The sequence below is a fragment of the Streptomyces sp. NPDC048411 genome (assembly GCF_040704695.1).
Taxonomy (GTDB): Bacteria; Actinomycetota; Actinomycetes; order Streptomycetales; family Streptomycetaceae; genus Streptomyces.
In genome coordinates this window covers 19208-40951 of sequence record NZ_JBEZKL010000051.1, presented here as the reverse complement: position 1 = coordinate 40951, position 21744 = coordinate 19208, and the positions used below count along the sequence as shown (strand labels likewise).

General features: G+C 69.8%; 18 protein-coding genes and 1 pseudogene. 10 read left to right on the top strand and 9 right to left on the bottom strand.

The window, feature by feature from the left end; all coding sequences use genetic code 11:
* Window positions 1-148: 148 nt before the first annotated feature.
* Window positions 149-817 carry an O-methyltransferase gene (locus AB0915_RS19645; RefSeq protein ID WP_366692291.1) on the bottom strand — a complete coding sequence of 223 codons (669 nt, stop codon included), beginning with the start codon at window positions 815-817 and terminating at the stop codon, window positions 149-151.
* Between the two features lie 117 nt (window positions 818-934).
* Between AB0915_RS19645 and AB0915_RS19640 the strand changes: the two are divergent.
* Window positions 935-1192, top strand: a pseudogene (locus tag AB0915_RS19640) (antibiotic acetyltransferase); the annotation flags it as partial.
* Window positions 1189-2028 carry an MOSC N-terminal beta barrel domain-containing protein gene (locus tag AB0915_RS19635; protein ID WP_366692290.1) on the top strand — a complete coding sequence of 280 codons (840 nt, stop codon included), beginning with the start codon at window positions 1189-1191 and terminating at the stop codon, window positions 2026-2028. The pseudogene AB0915_RS19640 and the gene AB0915_RS19635, both read left to right, overlap by 4 nt.
* On the opposite strand, the gene AB0915_RS19630 is transcribed toward AB0915_RS19635, so the two are convergent.
* Window positions 2018-2224, bottom strand: coding sequence for a DUF397 domain-containing protein (locus AB0915_RS19630; RefSeq protein WP_366692289.1), 207 nt, complete (start codon window positions 2222-2224; stop codon window positions 2018-2020). The genes AB0915_RS19635 and AB0915_RS19630 overlap by 11 nt on opposite strands.
* Window positions 2224-3075 carry a helix-turn-helix transcriptional regulator gene (locus AB0915_RS19625; protein WP_366692288.1) on the bottom strand — a complete coding sequence of 284 codons (852 nt, stop codon included), beginning with the start codon at window positions 3073-3075 and terminating at the stop codon, window positions 2224-2226. The genes AB0915_RS19630 and AB0915_RS19625 overlap by 1 nt, the downstream gene beginning before the upstream one ends.
* 234 nt (window positions 3076-3309) lie before the next feature.
* Between AB0915_RS19625 and AB0915_RS19620 the strand changes: the two genes are divergently transcribed.
* Window positions 3310-3714, top strand: coding sequence for an ATP-binding protein (locus AB0915_RS19620; RefSeq protein WP_366692287.1), 405 nt, complete (start codon window positions 3310-3312; stop codon window positions 3712-3714).
* A 72-nt stretch (window positions 3715-3786) separates the two neighbouring features.
* Here AB0915_RS19620 and AB0915_RS19615 read toward each other — a convergent pair whose 3' ends face one another.
* Window positions 3787-4803 carry a winged helix-turn-helix domain-containing protein gene (locus AB0915_RS19615; RefSeq protein ID WP_366692286.1) on the bottom strand — a complete coding sequence of 339 codons (1017 nt, stop codon included), beginning with the start codon at window positions 4801-4803 and terminating at the stop codon, window positions 3787-3789.
* A 62-nt stretch (window positions 4804-4865) separates the two neighbouring features.
* Here AB0915_RS19615 and AB0915_RS19610 point away from each other — a divergent pair, with 62 nt between their 5' ends.
* Entirely contained in the window at window positions 4866-6074 is a 1209-nt protein-coding gene (locus AB0915_RS19610; protein WP_366692285.1) for an MFS transporter, read from the top strand.
* On the opposite strand, the gene AB0915_RS19605 is transcribed toward AB0915_RS19610, so the two are convergent.
* Window positions 6061-6519: a GNAT family N-acetyltransferase gene (locus AB0915_RS19605; RefSeq protein WP_366692284.1), complete on the bottom strand. Its 459-nt coding sequence runs from the start codon at window positions 6517-6519 to the stop codon at window positions 6061-6063. The genes AB0915_RS19610 and AB0915_RS19605 overlap by 14 nt on opposite strands.
* Window positions 6516-7115 (bottom strand): hypothetical protein, encoded by a 600-nt coding sequence (locus tag AB0915_RS19600; RefSeq protein WP_366692283.1) that lies wholly within the window; start codon window positions 7113-7115, stop codon window positions 6516-6518. The genes AB0915_RS19605 and AB0915_RS19600 overlap by 4 nt, the downstream gene beginning before the upstream one ends.
* A gap of 142 nt (window positions 7116-7257) precedes the next feature.
* On the opposite strand from AB0915_RS19600, the gene AB0915_RS19595 reads away from it, so the two are divergent.
* A complete protein-coding gene (locus AB0915_RS19595; RefSeq protein ID WP_366692282.1) occupies window positions 7258-7791 on the top strand; it encodes a DUF4240 domain-containing protein in 534 nt (177 codons plus the stop codon).
* Window positions 7792-7830: 39 nt separating this feature from the next.
* Here AB0915_RS19595 and AB0915_RS19590 read toward each other — a convergent pair whose 3' ends face one another.
* Window positions 7831-8478, bottom strand: coding sequence for a DsbA family protein (locus AB0915_RS19590; protein WP_366692281.1), 648 nt, complete (start codon window positions 8476-8478; stop codon window positions 7831-7833).
* A 132-nt stretch (window positions 8479-8610) separates the two neighbouring features.
* Between AB0915_RS19590 and pepN (AB0915_RS19585) the strand changes: the two genes are divergently transcribed.
* The 4 genes from pepN (AB0915_RS19585) to AB0915_RS19570 all read left to right on the top strand — a co-directional run bounded on the left by pepN (AB0915_RS19585) (window position 8611) and on the right by AB0915_RS19570 (window position 17131).
* A complete protein-coding gene (gene pepN / locus AB0915_RS19585; RefSeq protein WP_366692280.1) occupies window positions 8611-11220 on the top strand; it encodes an aminopeptidase N in 2610 nt (869 codons plus the stop codon).
* A 162-nt stretch (window positions 11221-11382) separates the two neighbouring features.
* The gene (locus AB0915_RS19580; protein WP_366692279.1) at window positions 11383-12417 is read left to right on the top strand and encodes a hypothetical protein; all 1035 of its coding nucleotides are present in this window, start codon (window positions 11383-11385) and stop codon (window positions 12415-12417) included.
* 168 nt (window positions 12418-12585) lie between these two features.
* Window positions 12586-15885, top strand: coding sequence for a S8 family serine peptidase (locus AB0915_RS19575; RefSeq protein ID WP_366692278.1), 3300 nt, complete (start codon window positions 12586-12588; stop codon window positions 15883-15885).
* Window positions 15886-16102: 217 nt separating this feature from the next.
* Window positions 16103-17131, top strand: a complete 1029-nt coding sequence (locus AB0915_RS19570; RefSeq protein WP_366692277.1) for an aspartate-semialdehyde dehydrogenase — start codon at window positions 16103-16105, stop codon at window positions 17129-17131.
* An 83-nt stretch (window positions 17132-17214) separates the two neighbouring features.
* Here AB0915_RS19570 and AB0915_RS19565 read toward each other — a convergent pair whose 3' ends face one another.
* Complete coding sequence (locus AB0915_RS19565) at window positions 17215-17721, bottom strand: DUF1203 domain-containing protein (protein WP_366692276.1); 507 nt, start codon at window positions 17719-17721, stop codon at window positions 17215-17217.
* A gap of 114 nt (window positions 17722-17835) precedes the next feature.
* Between AB0915_RS19565 and pepN (AB0915_RS19560) the strand changes: the two genes are divergently transcribed.
* Complete coding sequence (gene pepN / locus AB0915_RS19560; protein ID WP_366692275.1) at window positions 17836-20412, top strand: aminopeptidase N; 2577 nt, start codon at window positions 17836-17838, stop codon at window positions 20410-20412.
* 140 nt (window positions 20413-20552) lie between these two features.
* Here pepN (AB0915_RS19560) and alc read toward each other — a convergent pair whose 3' ends face one another.
* A complete protein-coding gene (gene alc / locus AB0915_RS19555; RefSeq protein ID WP_366692274.1) occupies window positions 20553-21698 on the bottom strand; it encodes an allantoicase in 1146 nt (381 codons plus the stop codon).
* Between the last annotated feature and the right edge of the window lie 46 nt (window positions 21699-21744).

Genomic DNA, 21744 nt, shown 5'->3' with positions numbered 1-21744 from the left:
GTCTCCGGAGCACCCGGCGCACAACAGCACCGCGGTAAGAGCAAGAGGGATGAGGGGACGATGCACGGTCTCTCCGCAAGGAGGTAGCAGATCTACCGACATGCCACCGACGCCGGACGGGTGATCACATTAACGCATCCCCCGGCGTCTACGCGGTGACGAGCGCCATCAGTAGCCCGTCGTACCCCTTCGCGCCGACGATCTGCAGCGCGGTGGCGCTCAACATCGGCTCGGCCGCGACGAGTTCGGTGAACCGGCGCATACCCTGAACCTTCGGGTCGGTGCTGTCCGCATCGACGACCTCGCCATCCCGCACGACGTTGTCGGCGACGATCAGACTGCCGGGCCGGGTCAGCTTGAGGGACCAGGCCAGGTAGTCGGGGTTGCTGGGCTTATCCGCGTCGATGAACACCACGTCGAACGGCCCGTACCCCTCTTCCGCGAGCTCCGGCAGCGTTTCGAGGGCGCGGCCGACCCGGATCTCGACGACATCCGCCAGGCCGGCGCGCTCGATGTTCCCACGCGCGACCTCGGCACACTCCGGGTCGAATTCGAGCGTCACGACCCTGCCGCCCTCGGGCAGCGCCCGCGCCAGCCAGATGGTGCTGTAACCGCCCAGGGTGCCGATCTCCAGCACGGCGCGCGCCCCTTGGAGCCGGGCCAGCAGGTTCAGCAACTTGCCCTGGTTGGCGGCGGCCTGGATTGCCGGAAGCCCCGCTTTGTTACTGACCTCGACAGCCGCGTCCAGGGCTTCGTCCGGACCCACCAGCAGGCCGTTGAAGTAGTCGTCGACCTCGGTCCACTGCGCCAACGTCACGGCAGGTTCCCCTCTCGACATCGCATGAGTTCCTAAAAGGAACTTAACTCATGTGAGGTGAATGCGATGATGGGCGCCATGAGTCTCGCCCCGGCCGACCCCACCGTCCTGCATCCGATGCCGGGCGTACAGATCGGGCACGGCGCGATCATCGGCGCCGGCGCGGTCGTCACCGGTGACGTACCCGACTACGGCATCGTCGGCGGCAATCCGGCCAACCTGATCCGTACCCGGTACGACGACGAGACCATCGCCCGGCTCCTGGCCGTCGCCTGGTGGGACTGGCCCACCGAGCACCTCACCCGACACATCCGCACCGTCATGTCCGGCAGCGTCGACGACCTCGAAACGGCTGCCCCGGAGGGGACTTCGTGACGATCACCGTTCGAGAACTCACCTACTACCCGGTCAAGGGCTGCGCCGGCACCACGGTCGACTCCGCGCAGGTCCTCGGAACCGGCCTCAAACACGACCGGACATTCATGGTGGTGGACGCGGCGGACGGCGCGTTCCGCAGCCAGCGTACGCACCCGCCGATGGCCGCTATCAGGGTCGAAGTCATCGACGACGGAGCGGCGTTGGTCCTGTTTGCCGAGGGCGTCGAGCCGCTGCGTCTGGACGTCGACCGGGACGGCCCGCGCCGCGAGGTCAGCATGTTCGACCGCCCGCTCGGCGCGGCCGCCGACCAGGGGGACGAGGTCGCGGAATGGTTCTCCGACGCGCTCGGAGCCAAGTCCCGCCTGGTACGGGTGGCCCCCGGCTTCGACCGGGACGGCTGGGGCGAGACCCCTGGCAAGGTCAACTTCGCGGACGCGCACGCGGTGCTGGTCGCCTCGACGGCCTCCCTGGACGGCCTCAACGCCCGCATCGCCACCCGGGGCGACGCCGCGCCCGTCCCGATGGACCGCTTCCGCGCCAACATCGTCCTGACCGGCAACGACGAACCGCACTTCGAGGACCGGGTACGCCGGATGATCCTCGGTTCCGTGGAACTCGCCTATTCGGTACGGGCGATGCGGTGCAACGTCCCGCTCGTCGACCAGCGCACCGGCCGCCGCGCGGGTCCGGAACCGGTCCGGACCCTTGCGACGTACCGGCGCGAGCCGGAGTACAAGAACAAGGTGAGCTTCGGCGCGAAGAACGCGGTGGTCTGCGAGGGCGTGGTGACCGTCGGGGACACGGTCGAGGTCGCGGAGTGGCTCAGCCCGTGAAGGCCCCGGCCTTCACCCCGTCGATGAACGCGGCCCACCCCGCGGGAGCGTAGAACTGGAGCCCGCCGCCCCGGTTCTTGCTGTCCCGGACGACCCGGCCGCCGTCGGCGGTGTGGGCGACCTCGATGCAGTCCTGCTGCCCTCCCTGCGAGGCGCTGGACTTCTTGAACTCGGTGACGATCTGCTGGTTCCTCATTACTGTTCTTTCTCGCTCTCAGGGATGCTTGCAATGTGCTCGCGCAAGAAAGTGAGCGACTGCGCGGGCGTCAGCGCCGCCGATCTGAGGGCTTCGAAGATCTGCGCGTGTGCGGCCATCTCTTCAAGGTCCTCGATGATGACGGTGCTCGTCGTGCTGTCGAAAGCGACCGCTTCCGGAGCGGGTTCGGGACCGAAGTTGAACATGACGAAGTGCGATGCCATGTGTGCGGCCTCCCACTCCGTGGCCGGGAGCACCTGAACACTGATGTTCTGACGCTGGGCCACGTTCAAGATGTGCAAGAGCTGGTCGCGATGCGCTTTCACGGAGGGCATCGGCGCCGTGAGCGCAGGCTCCCATATGACTGCCGCAAACCGGGCGCCATGCTCCTCGATGACCTTCCTGCGCACCTGTCGAATGGCCACCATTTCGTCGATCGCCTCAGGCGTATGAACCTTCAGGCCTGCACCGAGCAACGCCCTGAGGTAGTCGTCCGTCTGCAAAAGCCCGGGCAGGAACAACGGTTGCCAGGTACGGATGTACGTCGCGTCGGATTCGAGCGTAAGGAAGTCGGCATACTCCGGCTTGGCCGCCCATTCATAGTTGAGCCACCATCCACGCTTGTTGGAAGCCCGCGCCAACTCTTCCAGCTGCGCGTACACGGCGCGGTCTTCCACCCCGTACAGCTCCAGAAGCAGGCGAACATCACCGGGACGTGCCGAGACCTGGCCGGCCTCGACGCGGCTGATTTTGGCCTTCGACCCCACGATGTGATCGGCAGCGTGCTGCTGATCGAGCTTCGCCGCTTCCCGGTATCTCCGGAGCGCCGCGCCGAGCCGCCTGCTGCGCACAGTAGGGCGTCCACCTGCGGGCATATCCCCTCCTCTTACCGCGTGTGACCAGTTTGCATGGCAACGGACGCTACACGCCAGGCGCTTGAGACCGTGAGCGATATGCAAATTCTCGATGCCGTTCGATTGCATAAAGATAGATTCTCGCTCTAGCGTGGGATGTGTCACAAAAAGCGACCTGTCAGGCGCACTGAGTGACCGCGATTCCGCCTGCCCACCGACCTCGGGAGACCCATGTCCGGGCGCACACGCACCAAGAGATTCCGGGTCCGCAAGGACTCCGTCCCCGCCGCTCGACGCCACGTCGAAAGCATCCTGACCGAGTGGAGACTCGGCGGACTCATCGACGAAACCACCCTCGTCGCCAGCGAGTTGAGCACCAACGTCATCGACCACGCCAAGGGCACCGGCAACTACTTCGAGCTCGGCTTACGCCGTCGCAACGGCACGCTCGTCCTGGAGGTGTCCGACTCGTACCAGTGGCGGATGCCCGAGCTCCGTACCCCCACGCTCGACGACCTCTCCGGCCGGGGCCTGGTCATCGTGGACGCGATTGCCGAGAAGTGGGGCGTACGGCCGCGCGACCCCGGCAAGACGGTCTGGGTCCATCTCGCCATCAGCCGGGAGGAGTTGTCATGAGGCAGCCCTTCAAGACCACCTGACGGTGCGAGGTCACCCTCGCGGGAGGCGTCGTGCAGGCCGAGAACGCCGTCACCCCGACGCAGGCGCTGGCCTGGATGCGGGTCTCCGTACGGCCTCCCGCTGGGCCTCCACCAACACGTCTCCCACCTCCGTACGGAAGTACAGCACCGACCGACCGGACCGGCGGCGACCGGCCAGGCCACCGTCCAGCAGGACCTTGAGGTGGCGGCCCACCGACCCCAGCCCCTGGCCGGTCAGGGCCACCAGCTGGGTGGTGCTCTTCGGGCTGGAGAGGAGGACGAGGACCGCCGCCCGTGCCGGGCCGAGCAGGCGGCCCAGGCTGTCGGGCACCCGCGCCCGCCCCGTATCCGCCAGGGCGCCCGAGCACGGGTAGACGACCGCGTACCGCTGGGCGTCGTCGTCCCAGGAGACCCAGCCGGTGCGTTGGGTGACCGGAATGAAGAACAGGCGCACTCCGGACAGTTGCTTCGGCGGGTAGTCCTGCGCGTTGATCTGGAGCCGGCTCCCGCCGAGCCACCGCATTCCCGGGCGCAGCCCGCTCAGGGCGGCGGCCCAGCCGCCCTGGCTCAGCTGGCCGGTCCGCGCGACGATGTCCGCCTCGATGATCCGGCGACGACGCGGCCAGTCCGGCAGTACGGTCCGGTGCCAGACCCAGTGCAGTAGGTCGGCGGCGCGTTGCGCCAGGTCGTCGCGGTCCAGGAGGGCCGGCAGCGGAGCGCCGCCGAGGGACACCTCCAGATCCGCTCGGGCGCGCTCGGGCGAGGTCGCCCGGACGGGCGCCAGCTCCTCCTCGAAGGATGATGCGTCCTCGCCCGTCGGTGTGGGGGTGATGAAGTCCGCGTTCCAGTTGCTGCCGAGCGCCGCGGGTACGAGGCGGGCGGCGACCGGATCAGCGGCCTGCCGCGCCCGGTAGGCGGGCAGATGAGCGTCGAGCCAGGCCCGTTCGCCAGGATGCTCGGGCCGTCCCCTTTCCAGGGCGTTCAGGGCGGAGATGGCCTCCGCGAGCGGCGAGACGACGAACCGGCTCCCCGCGAGCGTGTCCGTGTTGATCTGCCACCAGCCCATGACGTTTCGCCTCCGCGCGAAACAGTAACGGTCGTCGTGGGCGGCCACTGAGACTCCCCCGCATGCGCACCTACCGGGAACTCTTCCGAGCGCCGCAGTTCGGACCGCTCTTCGCGACCAGTGCCGTGCAGGTCGCGGGGTCGACGATGAGCGGGCTGGCCCTCGGCACCCTCGTCTATGCCGCGACCGACTCGCCGCTGCTCGCCGCCCTGTCCATGTTCGGCTCCTCGCTCGCCCAGGTGATCGGGGCGACCGTGCTGATGTCGGCGGCGGACCGGCTGCCGCCACGGGCCGCGATGACCGGCATGGCGCTCGCTTTCGGGCTGGCCACCGCCGTACTCGCCGTCCCCGGGCTTCCGCTGCCGGCCGTCTTCGCGATCATCCTGATCGAGGGTGTGATCGCCGCGGTGGGCGGCGGTGTGCGGTACGGACTGCTCAATGAGGTCCTGCCCAAGGACGGGTACCTGCTGGGGCGTTCCGTACTCAACATGTGCGTCGGCCTGATGCAGATCGGCGGGTTCGCGCTCGGCGGCCTTCTGGTGACGGCTCTGTCCGCGCGTGGCACGCTGCTGGTGGCCGCCGCCCTGTATCTCATTGGTGCGGCCGTCGCCCGGTTCGGGCTGGCGCGCCGTCCGCCGCGCGCCGCCGGACGTCCCTCGGCCGCCGAGACCTGGCGGACCAACGCTGTCCTGTGGTCCTCCGGCCCGCGCCGCCTCGTCTATCTCGCGCTCTGGGTGCCGAACGGACTGATCGTCGGCTGCGAGTCGCTGTTCGTCCCGTACGCGCCCGAGCACGCGGGGCTCCTCTTCGCCTTCGCCGCGCTGGGGATGCTCGTGGGTGACACTGTGGCGGGCCGGTTCGTCGCGCAGCACTGGCGGGGACGGCTGGCCATGCCGATGTTGCTGCTCCTGGCCGCTCCGTATCTGCTCTTCGCCGCGCGTCCGACGCTCCCCCTGGCGTTCGCTCTGGCCGCGCTCGCGTCGGTCGGGTTCTCGGCGAGTCTGCTGTTGCAGGAGCGGCTGATGGCCCTGACTCCGAGCGAGATCACCGGTCAGGCCCTCGGTCTGCACTCCTCCGGCATGCTCACCATGCAGGGCGTCGCGGCCTCGCTCGCGGGCGCCGTCGCCCAGTGGACGTCACCGGCGACGGCCATGACCGTGATGGCGGCGGCCTCCCTCGCGGTCACCCTGGCCCTGACCGCGGCGGGACGCCGGGCCCCCGAGCCGGTCGAAGGAGGCCCCGTCCCCCGGCAAGGAGTCAGCTCGACGTGAGGACGTACTCCAGCAGCGGCAGCTCACGGCCGGGGATCGATCCGGACGGGGTGGCCCCGATCCGTACCGCGCCCATCGCGAGGTAGAAGAGTTCCGCGTTCGGATCGGCGTCGATGGTGAGGCGTACGAAGCCGAGGCGGCGCGCCTCCGTCACGGTGTGTTCGAACAGCAGCCGGCCGATGCCCCGGCCCAGCGCGTCCGGGGCGACGAACATCATGCCCAGGGCGCCCTCGGGCGGGGCGCCGTCCAGGGTGGTGAAGCCCAGGACTCGGCCGTTCTCCTCGGCGACCGTCGTGCGGCGGCGGCCGATGTCGGCCGGGTGCATGGTGAGTTCGTCCCGACAGGAGGCGAGGAACGCCTCGTCGTAGCCCCAGTGGGCCTTCGATGCCAGGGCCAACTCGGTCAGCCCCCCGGCCTCGGACCGCTGCGCCGGTCGTACCTTCATGTCCGCCGGACTCCCTTCCCTCGGTGTACGGTTCGCCGCTCGCGCAGCTCCCAGCCACTGAAGCACAGCGCGAGGACGAGCAGGGTGCCCCAACGGAGGCTGGCGGCGCCCCCGTTCGAAGCGCCCGGTGCGGGGAGCAGGGCGGACCGGTCCGGCAGAAGGAGCGCCGTCGCGAGCAGCAGGATCAGTACCGGGGCCGCCAGCACGCTGCCCGATCCGGCCGCCGAGTGCCGCAGCCCCAGCAGGGCCAGGGACAGGGCGAGCGAGGCAAGCGCAGCGCCCTCCATCGCCAGGGCGCCTACGGGGAAAGCCTCCCGCGCCCCGGCGGCCACCCCGAGCCGGGCAAGGACTGCCGAGGCACCCCAGAAGAGACCGAAGGCCAGCAGTCCCAGGGCCATCCGCAGTCCCCTGCGCAGCGCCTGCGTCACCGGGAGGGCCACGGTGGTACGGGCGGCGGGGTCGTCGAGCAGCGCTTCGTCGGCACAGCGATGGCGCAGCCTGGCGGTGAGCCAGGGGGCGTAGTGACGGTAGAGCAGCTCGAAGGCGGCGCGGTCCCCGTCGGCGACCGCCGCCACGAGGTCCGCTTCGGTGTCCACGTCCAGCGGCTCTTTGTTCACACCCCTTCGTCGTCGGGGGCGGGGCGACCGGTTCACCATCGAGACGTGACGCGCGCCACACGATTCAGGGGGCGCCTTCACGCCCGCCCGACTGTCAGACCCGTCCGGCATGCTGCACCGCATGGACACGACGGACTTCTGGAATCTGATCGATGACGCCCGCGCCCAGGTCGCCGACCCAGAGGATGCGGAGGCCGTCGTCGAGCGGGCCTCCGCGCTGCTGGCCGCCCGGCCCCCGGACGAGATCGTCGCCGCGCAGCAACGGCTTTGGGACCTGATGGCCGCCTCCTACCGGGCGCCGCTCTGGGCTGCGGCGTACACGATCAACGGCGGCTGTTCCGACGACGGTTTCGACTACTTCCGGGGATGGCTGATAGCGCAGGGGCGTGAGGTGTTCGAGCGGGTCGTCGCGGATCCGGACACGCTGGCCGAGCTGCCGGTGATCAGGGCCGCGGCGCCCGAGGGCCTGGAGATGGAGTGCGAGCGGACGCTCGGGATCGCCTGGGACGCGCATCGGGCGGCGACGGGTGCGGACCTGCCCGGCGGCTCGTTCACGATCGAGTACCCCGACCTGGACCCGGAGTGGAATTTCAGCTTCGACGACGCGGAGCGGGTGGCGATGCGGCTGCCGAAGCTGGACGCGCTGTACGCGTGAGGTGGAGCGGTGCGGGGTCCGGACCCCGCACCGCGTGGATCAGTCGAAGATCGGGCCCTGTGTCCGGGTCCGCTTGATCTCGTAGAAGCCGGGGATCGACGCCACCATCAGCGTGCCGTCCCACAGCTTCGCCGCCTCCTCGCCCTTCGGGGCAGGGGTGACGACCGGGCCGAAGAAGGCGATCTGCTCGCCGTCGGAGCCGGGCACGGCGATGACCGGGGTGCCGACGTCCTGGCCGACCTTGTCGATGCCCTCCTTGTGGGAGGCGCGCAGCTCGGCGTCGTACACGTCCGAGTCCGCGAAGTCCGCCAGCTCGACCGGCAGGCCGACGTCCTTGAGGGCTCCCACGATCGCCTCAGGGGTGGGGCCCTCGCCCTGGTTGTGGAAGCGGGTGCCGAGCGCGGTGTACAGCGGGCCGACGATGTCGTCACCGTGCTTCTGCTGGGCGGCGATGACGACGCGGACCGGGCCCCACGCCTTCTCCAGCAGGTCGCGGTACTCCTCCGGCAGCTCGTCGAGCTTGTCCTCGTTGAGAACGGCAAGGCTCATCACGTGCCAGCGGACCTCGACGTCGCGGACCTTCTCCACCTCCAGCATCCAGCGGGAGGTCATCCAGGCCCAGGGGCAGAGCGGGTCGAACCAGAAATCGGCGGGGGTCCTGCCGTTCACCGGGCTGTTCTCAGACATGTCTCTCCTCAAGAGGGCAATCGCACCTGTGCCCGAGAACACCGCAGAACGTCCCCGTCATTCCCGGCCACCAGGGCCGGAACGCGCGTGGGAGGATCAAAGCATTCGAACGTGACACAAAGGAGTGCACCTGTGCCCGGTCAGAACCTGTCCCGCGACGAGGCCCACGAGCGGGCCGAACTGCTGACCGTCGACGGATACGACGTCGTGCTCGACGTGCGTTCCGCGATCGACGAGCCCGGCGACAACGCCGGGGAGCAGCCGACCGATCCGCGGACCTTCCGCTCGGTGACCACGATCCGGTTCCGCACCGCGCGGGCGGGGGCGTCGACCTTCGCCGACCTGCTGGCGCCGAGCGTGACGTCGGTGACCCTGAACGGGCAGGCGCTCGACCCCGCCGTCGTCTTCGACGGCACGCGGGTGGCGCTGAACGATCTGCCGGAGGGCGAGAACGTCCTGGTGGTCGACGCGCAGTGCGCGTACAGCCGGACCGGCGAAGGCATGCACCGGTTCGTCGACCCGGAGGACGGCGAGGTCTACCTCTACACGCAGTACGAGCCGGCCGACGCGCGGCGCGTCTTCGCGAACTTCGAGCAGCCCGACCTGAAGGCACCGTTCCGCTTCGAGGTGACGGCGCCCGAGGCCTGGACGGTCTGGAGCAACGGGTCGGAGGAGTCCCGGGACGGCGGGGTCTGGCGGTTCGCCGAGACGAAGCCGATCTCCACGTACATCACGGCGGTCGTCGCCGGCCCGTACCACTATGTGACGGACTCCTACAGCCGTACGTTCGACGACGGCACGACGCTGGACATCCCGCTCGGCGCCCTCTGCCGCAAGGGGCTCGCCCGGCACTTCGACGCGGACGACATCTTCCTCGTCACCAAGCAGGGCCTGGACTTCTTCCACGACAACTTCGACTACCCGTACCCGTTCGGCAAGTACGACCAGGCGTTCGTGCCCGAGTACAACCTCGGCGCGATGGAGAACCCGGGCTGTGTCACGTTCCGCGAGGAGTACATCTTCCGCGGCAAGGTGACGCAGGCGTCGTACGAGAGCCGGGCCAACGTCATCCTGCACGAGATGGCGCACATGTGGTTCGGCGACCTCGTCACCATGCAGTGGTGGGACGACCTGTGGCTGAAGGAGTCGTTCGCCGACTTCATGGGCGTCTTCGCCATGGTCGAGTCGACCCGCTTCGAGGACGGCTGGATCACCTTCGCCAACAACCGCAAGTCCTGGGCGTACCGGGCCGACCAGCTGCCGTCCACGCACCCGATCACGGCGGACATCCGTGACCTGGAGGACGCCAAGCTGAACTTCGACGGCATCACGTACGCCAAGGGCGCCTCCGTGCTGAAGCAGTTGGTGGCGTACGCCGGGCGGGACGCGTTCCTGGAGGGCGCCCGGCGCTACTTCAAGAAGCACGCGTACGGGAACACGCAGCTGGGCGACCTGCTGTCGGTGCTGGCCGAGACGTCCGGGCGGGACATGGTCACCTGGTCGCGGTCGTGGCTACAGACGGCGGGCGTGAACTCGCTGACGCCGGTGGTGACGTACGACGCGGCGGACCGGATCACGGAGCTGGCCGTGCTCCAGGAGGCGGTCGAGTCGCACCCGGAGCTGCGGCCGCACCGGGTCGCGGTCGGCCTGTACCGGCGCAGGTCGAACGGCGACCTGGTGCGGTACGCGCGCGCCGAGGTGGACGTGGCGGGGGCGCGCACGGTGGTCGGGGCGCTGGCCGGGGCCGAGCGGCCCGAGCTGATCCTCGTCAACGACGACGACCTCACGTACTGCAAGGTCCGCTTCGACGAGGCGTCCCTCGACACGCTGCGCACGCACCTCGGTGCCATCACCGACCCGCTGGCGCGGGCGCTGTGCTGGTCCGCGCTGTGGAACCTGACGCGGGACGGGCTGATGCCGGCCCGCGACTTCATCTCGCTCGTGCTGGACTTCTCCGGCCAGGAGTCCGACATCGGCGTCCTGCAGATGCTGCACGCCTGGACCCAGACCGCGCTCGTCCACTATGCCGCCCCCGCGTGGCGCGAGGAGGGCAGCCGGGCGCTGGCCGAAGGCGCGCTGCGGGAGCTGCGGATCGCCGCGGCGGGGAGCGAGCACCAGCTGGCGTGGGCGCGGTTCTTCGCGGCGGTCGCGGACTCGGACGCGGACTTCCAGCTGCTGTCCTCGCTGCTGGGGGCGTCCGCGCGGATCGACGGGCTTGAGGTCGACCAGGAGCTGCGGTGGGCGTTCCTGTCCCCGCTGGCTGCGCACGGGGTCGCCGACGAGTCGGTGATCAATGCCGAACTGGCCCGGGACGACACGGCGTCCGGCAAGCGGCACCACGTGCGGTGCCTGGCCTCCCGACCGTCGGCGGCGGTCAAGGCACAGGCGTGGGCGGCGGTGGTGGAGTCCGACACGCTGTCCAACGCGCTGGTGGAGGCGACGATCACAGGGTTCGAGCAGTCGTCGCAGCGGGAGTTGCTGGCGCCCTACACGGCTCGGTACTTCGAGGCGATCGAGCGGGTGTGGGCCGAGCGGTCGATCCAGATCGGGATGGCTGTGGTGAAGGGGCTGTTCCCGGCACTGCAGGACGACGAGCCGACGCTGGCGGCCACGGATGCGTGGCTGGAGGCGCATGCGGACGCGGCGCCCGCGCTGCGGCGGCTGGTGCTGGAGGCCCGGGACGATCTGGCTCGGGCGTTGCGGGCGCAGGCGTGTGACGCGGGGGCCGGCGGCCGGTTCTGAGCGTGCGCGGGGGCGGACGGAGGCGGGGACGGGGACGTCAGGGGCGGGATCGTGCCTTTTCGGTTGTCGAACTCCCGTCCTTCGGGGCGGGCTTGTCCTGAATCGTCGACGGGCGTGTAACAGGGGGTATGCCGCACGACGGCGTGCGGCATACCCCGGAACATGACCCAGAACGCCCCGCTCTCCGCCCGCCCCATCCGCCTCTCCGCCCACGTGGAGCAACGCGTGCTTTCCGTGGAGGAGTTGAAGGCTCTCGGGGTATCCCCCGCCCGCGCCGCCGCGCAGTGCCGGGACGGTGGCCCGTGGCAGCAGCCGCTGCCCGGTGTGTATGTGCTGCACCCGGGGCCGCCCACCGGTGAGGAGCGGCTGCGGTCCGCCCTGCTGTACGCCGGACGGCGGCGCGGCGCGACGGAGACCGGGTACGGCGAAGGCGTGGTCACCGGGCTGGCCGCGCTCGCCCTGTACGGGTTCTCCGCCGCGCCGCCGCTGGGCTCGCTCGACCGGATCGACGTTCTGGTGCCCCGTACCCGGCGGCTGCGGTCCGCCCGGTACGCGCACGTGGTGCGGACGGCCGAGCTGCCCAGCCCGGTCCGGCTCGCCGGGCTGCCGGTGGCCCCCGTGGCGCGGGCGCTCGCGGACGCGGTCGCCGGGATCGGGGACGCCTCCGCCGCACACCGGCTGCTCACCGAGGCGGTCCGCGGCGGGCTGTGCGAGCCGGACGCGGTGGTACGGGAGTTGAGCCGCGCCAAGCTTCTGGGCCGGGCCTATGTCGTGCACGCCGTGGACTCGTTGACCGCCGAGGGGCGGGCGCTGGCGGAGTGCCGGTTGTACGAGATGGTGCGGACGTACGACTTGCCGGAGCCTCTGTGGAATGTGGACCTGCGGCTGCCGGGCGGGCCGCATCTGGGCGGCGTGGACGCCTACTGGCCGGACGAGGCGGTCGCCGTCGAACTCGACACCGGGGCGCCCCGGCACAGCGCGCCGGCCGGCGACCGGCGTCTGGCCGGGCACGACGCCGAGTGGTCCGCGTACGCCGCCGAGCGGGAACATCTGGAAGGGCTCGGCGTCACCGTCGTCCACCTCACGCCGAAGAGGCTCCAGGAAGCGCCGGAGCAGCTGGCGACGGTGGTGCGTACCGCGCTGATGGCGGCCGCCGACCGCGACCCCGCGGCGTATGTGGTCATCCTGCCTCGGTGACACGGGAGTTATCACCGGGTTCGTCCCTCGTGGCGCATCAGCCCCATTGGCGGAAGTACGCCACAGCAGCAATTCGGACACGCCAACCCTCCACAAACCCCTGCCATTTGCGAAAGGCTGAGCGGTCATCCGGTACCGAATTCCGGACTTTCTCTTTCACATACAGGGATGCTGATGACCTCCGAATCCCCCAGTTCCATATCCGGGGCGAGACGCGTGGCCCGAGTCGCGGCCGCTGCCGGTCTGGTGGCCGCGCTGGCCGCCTCCGGTGCCGCCCCGGTCTTCGCCGCCGACGACCCGGCCACCGCCCCCGTCAAGGCAGCCGCCGACACCGACAAGCTCGGTGCGACCGATGCCGATCTTCTGACCAAGGCGCAGGCCACGGGCGAGAAGAACATCACCATGATGGTCGCCACCGCGCCCGGTGCGACCGAGCAGGTCACCGAGCAGTTGGACGCCGTCAAGGGGTCCGTGGTGGAGCGTACGTACGACAAGCTCGGCTACGTCCGCGCGACCGTACCGACCGCGACCGCCGAGGCGACCATCAAGGCTGCCTCGAAGCTGACGTCCGTCCAGGGCATCGATCTCAAGCAGGAGATCATGCTCGACGACCCGACGCCCTCGGGCGACCGGGCCGCCGGGGCGAGGACGGCGTCCACGGGCACCTACCCGGCGCCCAGCAGCGAAACGCCGGCGAAGAACCCGTACAACCCGTCCTTCGAGACGGGTGCGGTCGACTTCGTGAAGCAGCACCCGAAGGCCGACGGCCGCGGCGTGACCATCGGCATCCTGGACTCGGGTGTCGACCTCGGTCACCCGGCGCTCCAGAAGACCAGCACCGGCGAGCGCAAGATCGTCGACTGGGTGACGGCCACCGACCCGGTCAGGGACAAAGACGGCACCTGGCTGCAGATGACGGACGCCGTGTCCGGCCCGACGTTCACCTACAAGGACCGTACGTACTCGGCGCCCGAGGGCTCGTACAAGATCAAGGTGTTCGCCGAGTCCGCCACCCTCGGTGGCGACATGAAGGGCGACCTCAACCGCGACGGTGACACCACCGACACCTGGGCCGTGCTCTACGACCCGGTCACCGGCAGCACCCGCGTCGACCTGAACGACGACGCCGACTTCACGAACGACGCCGTCCTCATGCCGTACAAGGAGAAGCACCAGGTCTCCTACTTCGGCACGGACGACCCGCGGACCGATGTCGTCGAGCGCATCCCGTTCGTCGTCGAGACCCGCAAGAACGTGGTCTACAACGCGGCCGGCGACACGTCCGACTACGTCAACATCGGTGTCATCGAGAGCGAGCACGGCACCCACGTCGCCGGCATCACCGCCGCCAACGGGCTGTTCGGCGGCAAGATGAACGGCGCCGCGCCCGGTGCGAAGATCGTCTCCTCGCGCGCCTGCACCTGGTCCGGCGGCTGCACCAACATCGCGCTCATGGAGGGCATGACCGACCTCGTCGTGAACCGTGGTGTCGATGTCGTCAACATGTCGATCGGCGGCCTGCCGCCGCTCAACGACGGCAACAACGCCCGCGCGGTGCTGTACAAGCGGCTCATCGACACCTACGGCGTCCAGCTGGTCATCTCGGCCGGCAACGACGGCCCGGGTGTGAACACCATCGGTGACCCCGGCCTCGCCGACCACGTCATCTCCGTCGGCGCGTCCATCTCCAAGGAGACCTGGGCCGCCAACTACGGCTCCAGTGTCACCAAGAAGTACGACATGCTGCCGTTCTCGTCCCGTGGTCCGCGTGAGGACGGCGGCTTCGCGCCGATCCTGACCGCGCCCGGCGCTTCCATCAACTCCACCCAGACCTGGCTGCCCGGTGGCCCGGTCAAGGAGTCGGGCTACTCGCTCCCGGCCGGATACTCCATGCTGCAGGGCACGTCGATGGCCTCGCCGCAGGCCGCCGGTGCGACCGCGCTACTGCTGTCCGCCGCGAAGCAGAAGCACATCGAGCTGCCCCCGGCCGACCTGCGCACCGCACTGACCAGCAGCGCCACGCACATCGAGGGAGTGCCCGCGCACGCCCAGGGTGCCGGTCTGATCAACATCGTCGACGCCTGGAAGCTGATCGAGAAGCAGGGTGCCCCGGCGCACGAGTACTCCGTGAAGGCCCCGGTCGACACGGCGATCGACTTCGCGCTGAAGACCCCCGGCTTCGGTACCGGCCTGTACGACCGCGAAGGCGGCCTGAAGGCCGGCCAGCAGAAGTCGTACGACGTCACGATCACCCGCACCACGGGCCCGGACAAGGACGTCGCGCACAAGCTGTCCTGGAAGAACAACGACGGCACGTTCACGCTCACCGGCAGCAGCACCGTCTCGCTGCCGCTGGGCAAGCCGGTGACCGTCAAGGTCCAGGCGAAGCCGGGCAGCGCGGGCGTGCACAGCGCGATCCTGCAGGTGGATGACGCGAAGACCTCCGGTGTGGACCAGCAGATCCTCGCCACGGTCATTGTCGCCAAGGACCTGGTGAAGCCCGCCTACGCGTTCACGGCGTCCGGCTCGGTGCAGCGCAACAGCACCACGTCGTACTTCGTGAACGTGCCGGAGGGTGCCAAGACCCTTGAGGTCGCGATGAGCGCCCTGCGCTCGGGCAGCCAGACCCGGTTCATCTCCATCCACCCTTACGGGGTGCAGATGGAGAACAGCGGAACGCCGTTCTGCTACCCGAACTACGACAACCCGAACAACACCTGCCGCCCCGACGTTCGCTCGTACGCCGACCCGCAGGCCGGTGTCTGGGAGATCGAGGTCGAGGCACGGCGTACGTCGCCGCTGCTGGACAACCCGTTCAAGCTCGACGTCTCCCTGCTCGGCGCGTCCTTCGACCCGGCCGTGCAGACGCTGCCCGAGGCGAAGATCGGCACGCCGACCGCGGTGAACTGGACCGTCACCAACGGTGCCGGCGACCTGGAGGGCAAGCTCAAGGGCGGCTCGCTGGGCTCGGCCAAGGTCGCCACCCCGTCGATCAAGACGCATGACCAGCAGGTCACCAAGGTCACCATCGGTGCGGGCGTCGAGAAGCTGGACGTCGCCATCGGCGGCACCTCGGACGCCAACGCCGACCTGGACCTGTACGTCGTCGACGCGTCCGGCAAGCAGGTCGGCGCCTCCACGACCGCGGGCTCGGAAGAGGCGGTCAGCCTGGCGAAGCCCGCCGCGGGTACGTACACGATCCTCGTCGACGGCTACTCGGTCCCGGCCGGGACCACCACGTACAACTACCGCGACGTGTACTACACGCCGTCGCTCGGCACGCTCAAGGTCGACGAGTCGAAGGCCGTCAACCTGGCCAACGGCGCTTCGGCGACGGTCGGCGCCGACGTCGTGGTCGCCGGTGCGGCTCCCGAGGGACGCCAGTTCTTCGGCGAGGTCCAGCTGGTGAACAGCCGCGGCACCGCGGCGGGCACCGGCAGCGTCGTGATCGAGAAGGTCACGCCGTAGCGGTTGCTGTGCAGTGACACCGAGAGGGGCGGGCGCCCGCAGGGGCGCCCGCCCTTTCCCGTTCCCGGCCCTGATTCCCCGCTGCCGCCGGGGCGCCGCGAAACGTTCGATCCGCGCCCGCTGTCCGTCTGCCGGACAATGGATTGGACAAGAAAGCCGTGGACACACGCATCATGGAACGGCAACCGCGCCAGCTCGTACGTTTGAAGGAGTCCCTGTGAAGGTCGGAATCGTCGGCGCCACCGGTCAGGTCGGCACAGTCATGCGCAGGATCCTGGCCGAGCGGAAGTTCCCGACCGACGAGCTGCGGCTCTTCGCCTCCGCGCGCTCCGCAGGTTCCACGATCGAGTGGGAAGGCCAGGAGATCACGGTCGAGGACGCCTCCACCGCGGACTACACGGGTCTGGACATCGTGCTGTTCTCCGCCGGTGGCACGACGTCCAAGGCGCTCGCCGAGAAGGTCGCCTCCCAGGGCGCCGTCGTGATCGACAACTCCTCCGCGTGGCGCAAGGACCCCGAGGTTCCGCTCGTCGTCTCCGAGGTCAACCCGCACGCGATCAAGAACCGCCCCAAGGGCATCATCGCGAACCCGAACTGCACCACGATGGCCGCGATGCCCGTGCTGCGCCCGCTGCACGACGAGGCCGGCCTCGACGCACTGGTCGTCACCAGCTACCAGGCGGTCTCCGGCTCCGGTCTGGCCGGCGTCGCCGAGCTGCACGGGCAGGCGTCCAAGGTGATCGCCGACGCCGACAAGCTCACCCACGACGGCGGAGCCGTCGAGTTCCCCGAGCCGGCCGTCTACAAGCGGCCCATCGCCTTCAACGTGCTGCCGCTGGCCGGCGCGATCGTCGACGACGGCTCGTTCGAGACCGACGAGGAGCAGAAGCTCCGCAACGAGTCCCGCAAGATCCTGGAGATCCCGGAGCTCAAGGTGTCCGGCACCTGCGTCCGGGTCCCGGTCTTCTCCGGCCACTCCCTCCAGATCAACGCCCGCTTCGCCCGCCCGATCGGCGTCGAGCGCGCCTACGAGCTGCTGAACGACGCCGAGGGCGTCGAGCTCTCGGAGATCCCGACCCCGCTCCAGGCGGCCGGCCAGGACGTGTCGTACGTGGGCCGTATCCGGGTCGACGAGACCGTGGAGAACGGGCTGGCGCTCTTCGTCTCCGGTGACAACCTGCGCAAGGGCGCGGCGCTGAACGCGGTGCAGATCGCGGAGCTCGTCGCGGCGGAGCTGAACGGCTGACGCGTCGCACGGACAAAGGTTTCGGCGGGCACCCGGCAGGGTGTCCGCCGAAACCTTTGTCCGTCTCCTCTCCCCCTCCGCCGTCAGCCCTGCGGCCTGCGGACCTCGAAGTGGAAGCAGCCGTACTCGACGGCCCTGACATGTACCAGCGCCACCTCCGGGTCGGCGAACGCCTCCGCGAACGCCTCGTCGAAGCCGCGCGAGGGGTCGGCGGGGATCTCCAGCAGACGGCCGCCGACGATGTGGCCGTCCGCGTTGTAGCGGCGGACCGTGCGCAGCGCGCCGACCCGGGCGAACGGATAGCCCTCCCCGTCCGCCGCCGGGCCCTCGCACTCCTCGGCGTGGATGTAGACGGGGCCCTGCTCGTCGTACGCCCCGGGCCTGGCCCAGGTCGCGGCCGCCCAGCGGCGCAGCGGCGCGTACGAGACGAGGGCGATCCGCTCCCCCGGCTCGACGCCCCGCAGACAGCAGCGCAGCGGACTTCCGCCTTCCCGCTCGATGTACGGGACGCAGGGACGGCCCGCGTCGTCGGTGTCGCGGAGCTCTTTGAGGACAGCAGGTTCAATGGGACGTGCCTCGTAACCGGTCATGGTTCGAGCGTCCCGCGTGGCACCGCCGGGGTCCGGCGGAAAACGGACATAGCGTTGCGTGCGTTCCGCGTGGAAGGATGGCCGGGAAACATCACATATCAAGGAGATGACCGGGTGCCTGGCACGAATCTGACCCGCGAAGAGGCACAGGAGCGGGCGCGCCTGCTGACCGTGGACGCGTACGAGATCGATCTCGACCTCTCCGGCGCACAGGAGGGCGGCACCTACCGGTCCGTCACCACCGTGCGCTTCGACTCCGCCGAAGCCGGTGCGGAGACCTTCATCGACCTGGTCGCCCCGGCCGTGCACGAGGTCGAGCTGAACGGCAAGGCCCTGGACGTGGCCGCCGTCTTCCGCGACTCGCGGATCGCACTGCCGCACCTGCAGGCGGGCTCCAACGAGCTGCGGGTCGTCGCGGACTGCGCGTACACCAACACCGGCGAGGGCCTGCACCGCTTCGTCGACCCGGTCGACCAGCAGGCGTACCTGTACACGCAGTTCGAGGTGCCGGACGCCCGCCGGGTGTTCGCGAGCTTCGAGCAGCCCGACCTGAAGGCGACCTTCCAGTTCACCGTGAAGGCGCCGACGGGCTGGAAGGTCATCTCGAACTCCGCCACCCCGGAGCCCAAGGACGACGTCTGGGTCTTCGAGCCGACGCCGCGCATCTCGACGTACATCACGGCCCTGATCGTCGGTCCGTACCACGCGGTGCACAGCAGCTACGAGAAGGACGGCCAGTCCGTTCCGCTCGGCATCTACTGCCGTCCCTCGCTCGCCGAGTTCCTCGACGCGGACGCGATCTTCGACGTCACGCGGCAGGGCTTCGACTGGTTCCAGGAGAAGTTCGACTACGACTACCCGTTCGCCAAGTACGACCAGCTGTTCGTCCCGGAGTTCAACGCGGGCGCGATGGAGAACGCGGGCGCGGTCACCATCCGCGACCAGTACGTGTTCCGCTCGAAGGTGACGGACGCGGCGTACGAGCGGCGCGCGGAGACCATCCTGCACGAGCTGGCGCACATGTGGTTCGGCGACCTCGTCACCATGGAGTGGTGGAACGACCTGTGGCTGAACGAGTCGTTCGCCACGTACACCTCGGTCGCCTGCCAGGCGTACGCGGAGGGCTCGAAGTGGCCGAACGCCTGGACCACGTTCGCCAACAGCGAGAAGACCTGGGCCTACCGCCAGGACCAGCTGCCGTCCACGCACCCGATCATGGCGGACATCCGTGACCTGGACGACGTGCTGGTCAACTTCGACGGGATCACGTACGCCAAGGGCGCCTCGGTCCTGAAGCAGCTGGTGGCGTACGTCGGCATGGACGAGTTCTTCAAGGGCGTCCAGGCGTACTTCAAGGCGCACGCGTTCGGCAACACCCGCCTGTCCGACCTGCTGGGCGCGCTGGAGAAGACCTCCGGCCGCGACCTGAAGACCTGGTCGAAGGCGTGGCTGGAGACCGCGGGCATCAACATCCTGCGCCCGGAGGTCACCACCGACGGGAACGGTCACGTCACGTCGTTCACCGTCCTTCAGGAGGCCCCGGCGCTGCCCGCCGGCGCCAAGGGCGAGTCGACGCTGCGCCCGCACCGGATCGCGATCGGCTGCTACGACCTCGACGACTCCGGCAAGCTGGTCCGTACGAACCGGATCGAGCTGGACGTCGACGGCGAGCGCACCACCGTCCCGTTCCCGGCGAACACCGCCCGTCCGGCGGTCATCCTCCTCAACGACGACGACCTGTCGTACGCGAAGGTCCGCCTCGACGAGGAGTCCCTGCGGGTCGTCACCGAGCACCTCGGCGACTTCACCGAGTCGCTGCCGCGCGCCCTGTGCTGGGCCTCGGCCTGGGACATGACCCGTGACGGGGAGCTGGCCACGCGCGACTACCTTTCGCTCGTCCTGTCCGGCATCGGCAAGGAGTCGGACATCGGCGTCGTCCAGTCGCTGCACCGCCAGGTGAAGCTGGCCCTGGACCTGTACGCGGCGCCGGAGTCACGCGAGGCGGCACTGGCGCACTGGACCGAGGCGACCCTCGCGCACCTGCGCGCCGCGGAGCCCGGCAGCGACCACCAGCTCGCCTGGGCCCACGCACTCGCGGCAACGGCCCGCAACCCGCAGCAGCTCGACCTGCTCCAGGCGCTGCTCAACGGCACGGAGACGGTCGAGGGCCTCGTCGTCGACACCGAGCTGCGCTGGGCGTTCGTCGAGCGACTTGCCGCGGTCGGCCTGCTGGACGAGGACGAGATCGCCGCCGAGTACGAGCGCGACAAGACGGCCGCCGGCGAACGCCACGCGGCGACCGCCCGCGCGGCACGCCCCACGGCCGAGGCGAAGGCGGAGGCATGGGCCTCCGTCGTCGAGTCGGACAAGCTTCCGAACGCCGTCCAGGAGGCGGTCATCGGCGGCTTCGTCCAGACCGACCAGCGCGACCTGCTGGCCCCGTACGCCGAGAAGTTCTTCGCAGCGGTGAAGAACGTCTGGGACTCGCGCAGCTACGAGATGGCCCAGCAGATCGCCGTCGGCCTCTACCCGTCCCTCCAGGTCTCGCAGGAGACCCTGGACGCGACGGACGCCTGGCTGGGCTCGGCGGAGCCGAACGCGGCACTGCACCGGCTGATCTCCGAGTCGCGGGCAGGTGTGGAGCGCGCGCTGAAGGCCCAGGCGGCGGACGCGGCGGCGGCTACCGCGTAGCAGTAACAGCAGCAGCTGAGCAGTGGGGGCGCTTCCTTCGGGGAGCGCCCCCCTTTGCGTGCCTCTTTCGCGCCCCCAGGGGGACAGTCGTGTGGCGCAGCCGTTCGCCGGGCGGGAGCGGCAGGGGGTGGGGGGCGGCGCTACGCGCCCGACTCCTCGTAGCGGGTGGCCAGTTCGGCCGCTCCCGATTCCGTGAGCGTGCCGTGCAGGCGCATGCGGGCCACGCCGCCGTCCGGGAACGCGTCGAGGCGGACGTGAGTGACCACGGCCTGCGCGCGCAGGGGGAAGCGGTGGAGGGTGTCGGGCTGGAGCTCGGTGCGGGGGATGATGTCGAACCATTCACCCGTCTCGCCGTTGCGGCCCTGGAGGGCGATCCAGCCGGCCGCGTTGCCCTTGAGGCAGGCCGTGTCGATCTCGACCGCGCGGACCGCGCCCTGGGCGACCAGGCGGAAGCGGACCCAGTCGTTCGTGTCGCGTACGCGGCGGCGGCGGTTCTCCCAGCCGTCGTCCATCTTGCGGGAGGTGCCGGGCAGGATGATCTGGGTCGGTGAGGAGTAGAAGCGGTCCGAGGCGTCCTCGTAGGCGCCGCCGTTGACCACCGCGATCAGGTCGATCGTGCCGAGGGTCGCCAGCCACGTGGGGTCGGGGAGGACCTCGCCATGGACGCGGAGGCGGGCTATGCCCCCGTCGGGGTGCTGGCAGAGGCGGATGTGGGTGTAGCGGCGGCCGCCGGTGATCTCGAACCCGTTGGCGGCGTGGCCGCGTACGGGGGTCGGCGGGACGATCTCCTCCCATTTCACGTCGTCGGCGAGGAGTTCGGAGGGACTGGGTGAGCCCTCGACCGACGTCGCCTGGATCGAGACGCGCTGCGGGTAGTTGCCACGGAAGTGGGCGGTGTCGACGACGATGCCGCGGATGATGCCGGGGGCGCCGAGGCGGACGAGGGCCCAGTCGTGGTCCTCGGGCGCCGGGAAGGGGTGTGCGGCGTCGGTGCCGCGGCGGCGGCGGGTCTCCCAGCCGTCCATGATCTTGCCCTTGTGTCCGAAGCGCTCGGGGTCGAACACGGCGCGCTCGCGGATCAGCAGGTTCTCGCGCTCGGCGAAGAACTCGTCGTTCGCGGCGATCACGCCCGCACCGAGGCGGCGGTCGGCGAGGTCCACCAGTTCGGTGAAGGGGAAGTCGCCGGTGCGGTAGTCGGCGTAGGGGTCGCCTCCGCCGTAGGGGGCCGCGTCGTTGGCGTGGGGGTCGTTGTCCGAGGCAGTGGTCTCGTTCGCGTCAAAGGTCATATGGGTAACTGTCGCCCCGAATGAACCATCAGGTCCATCGAAAGTT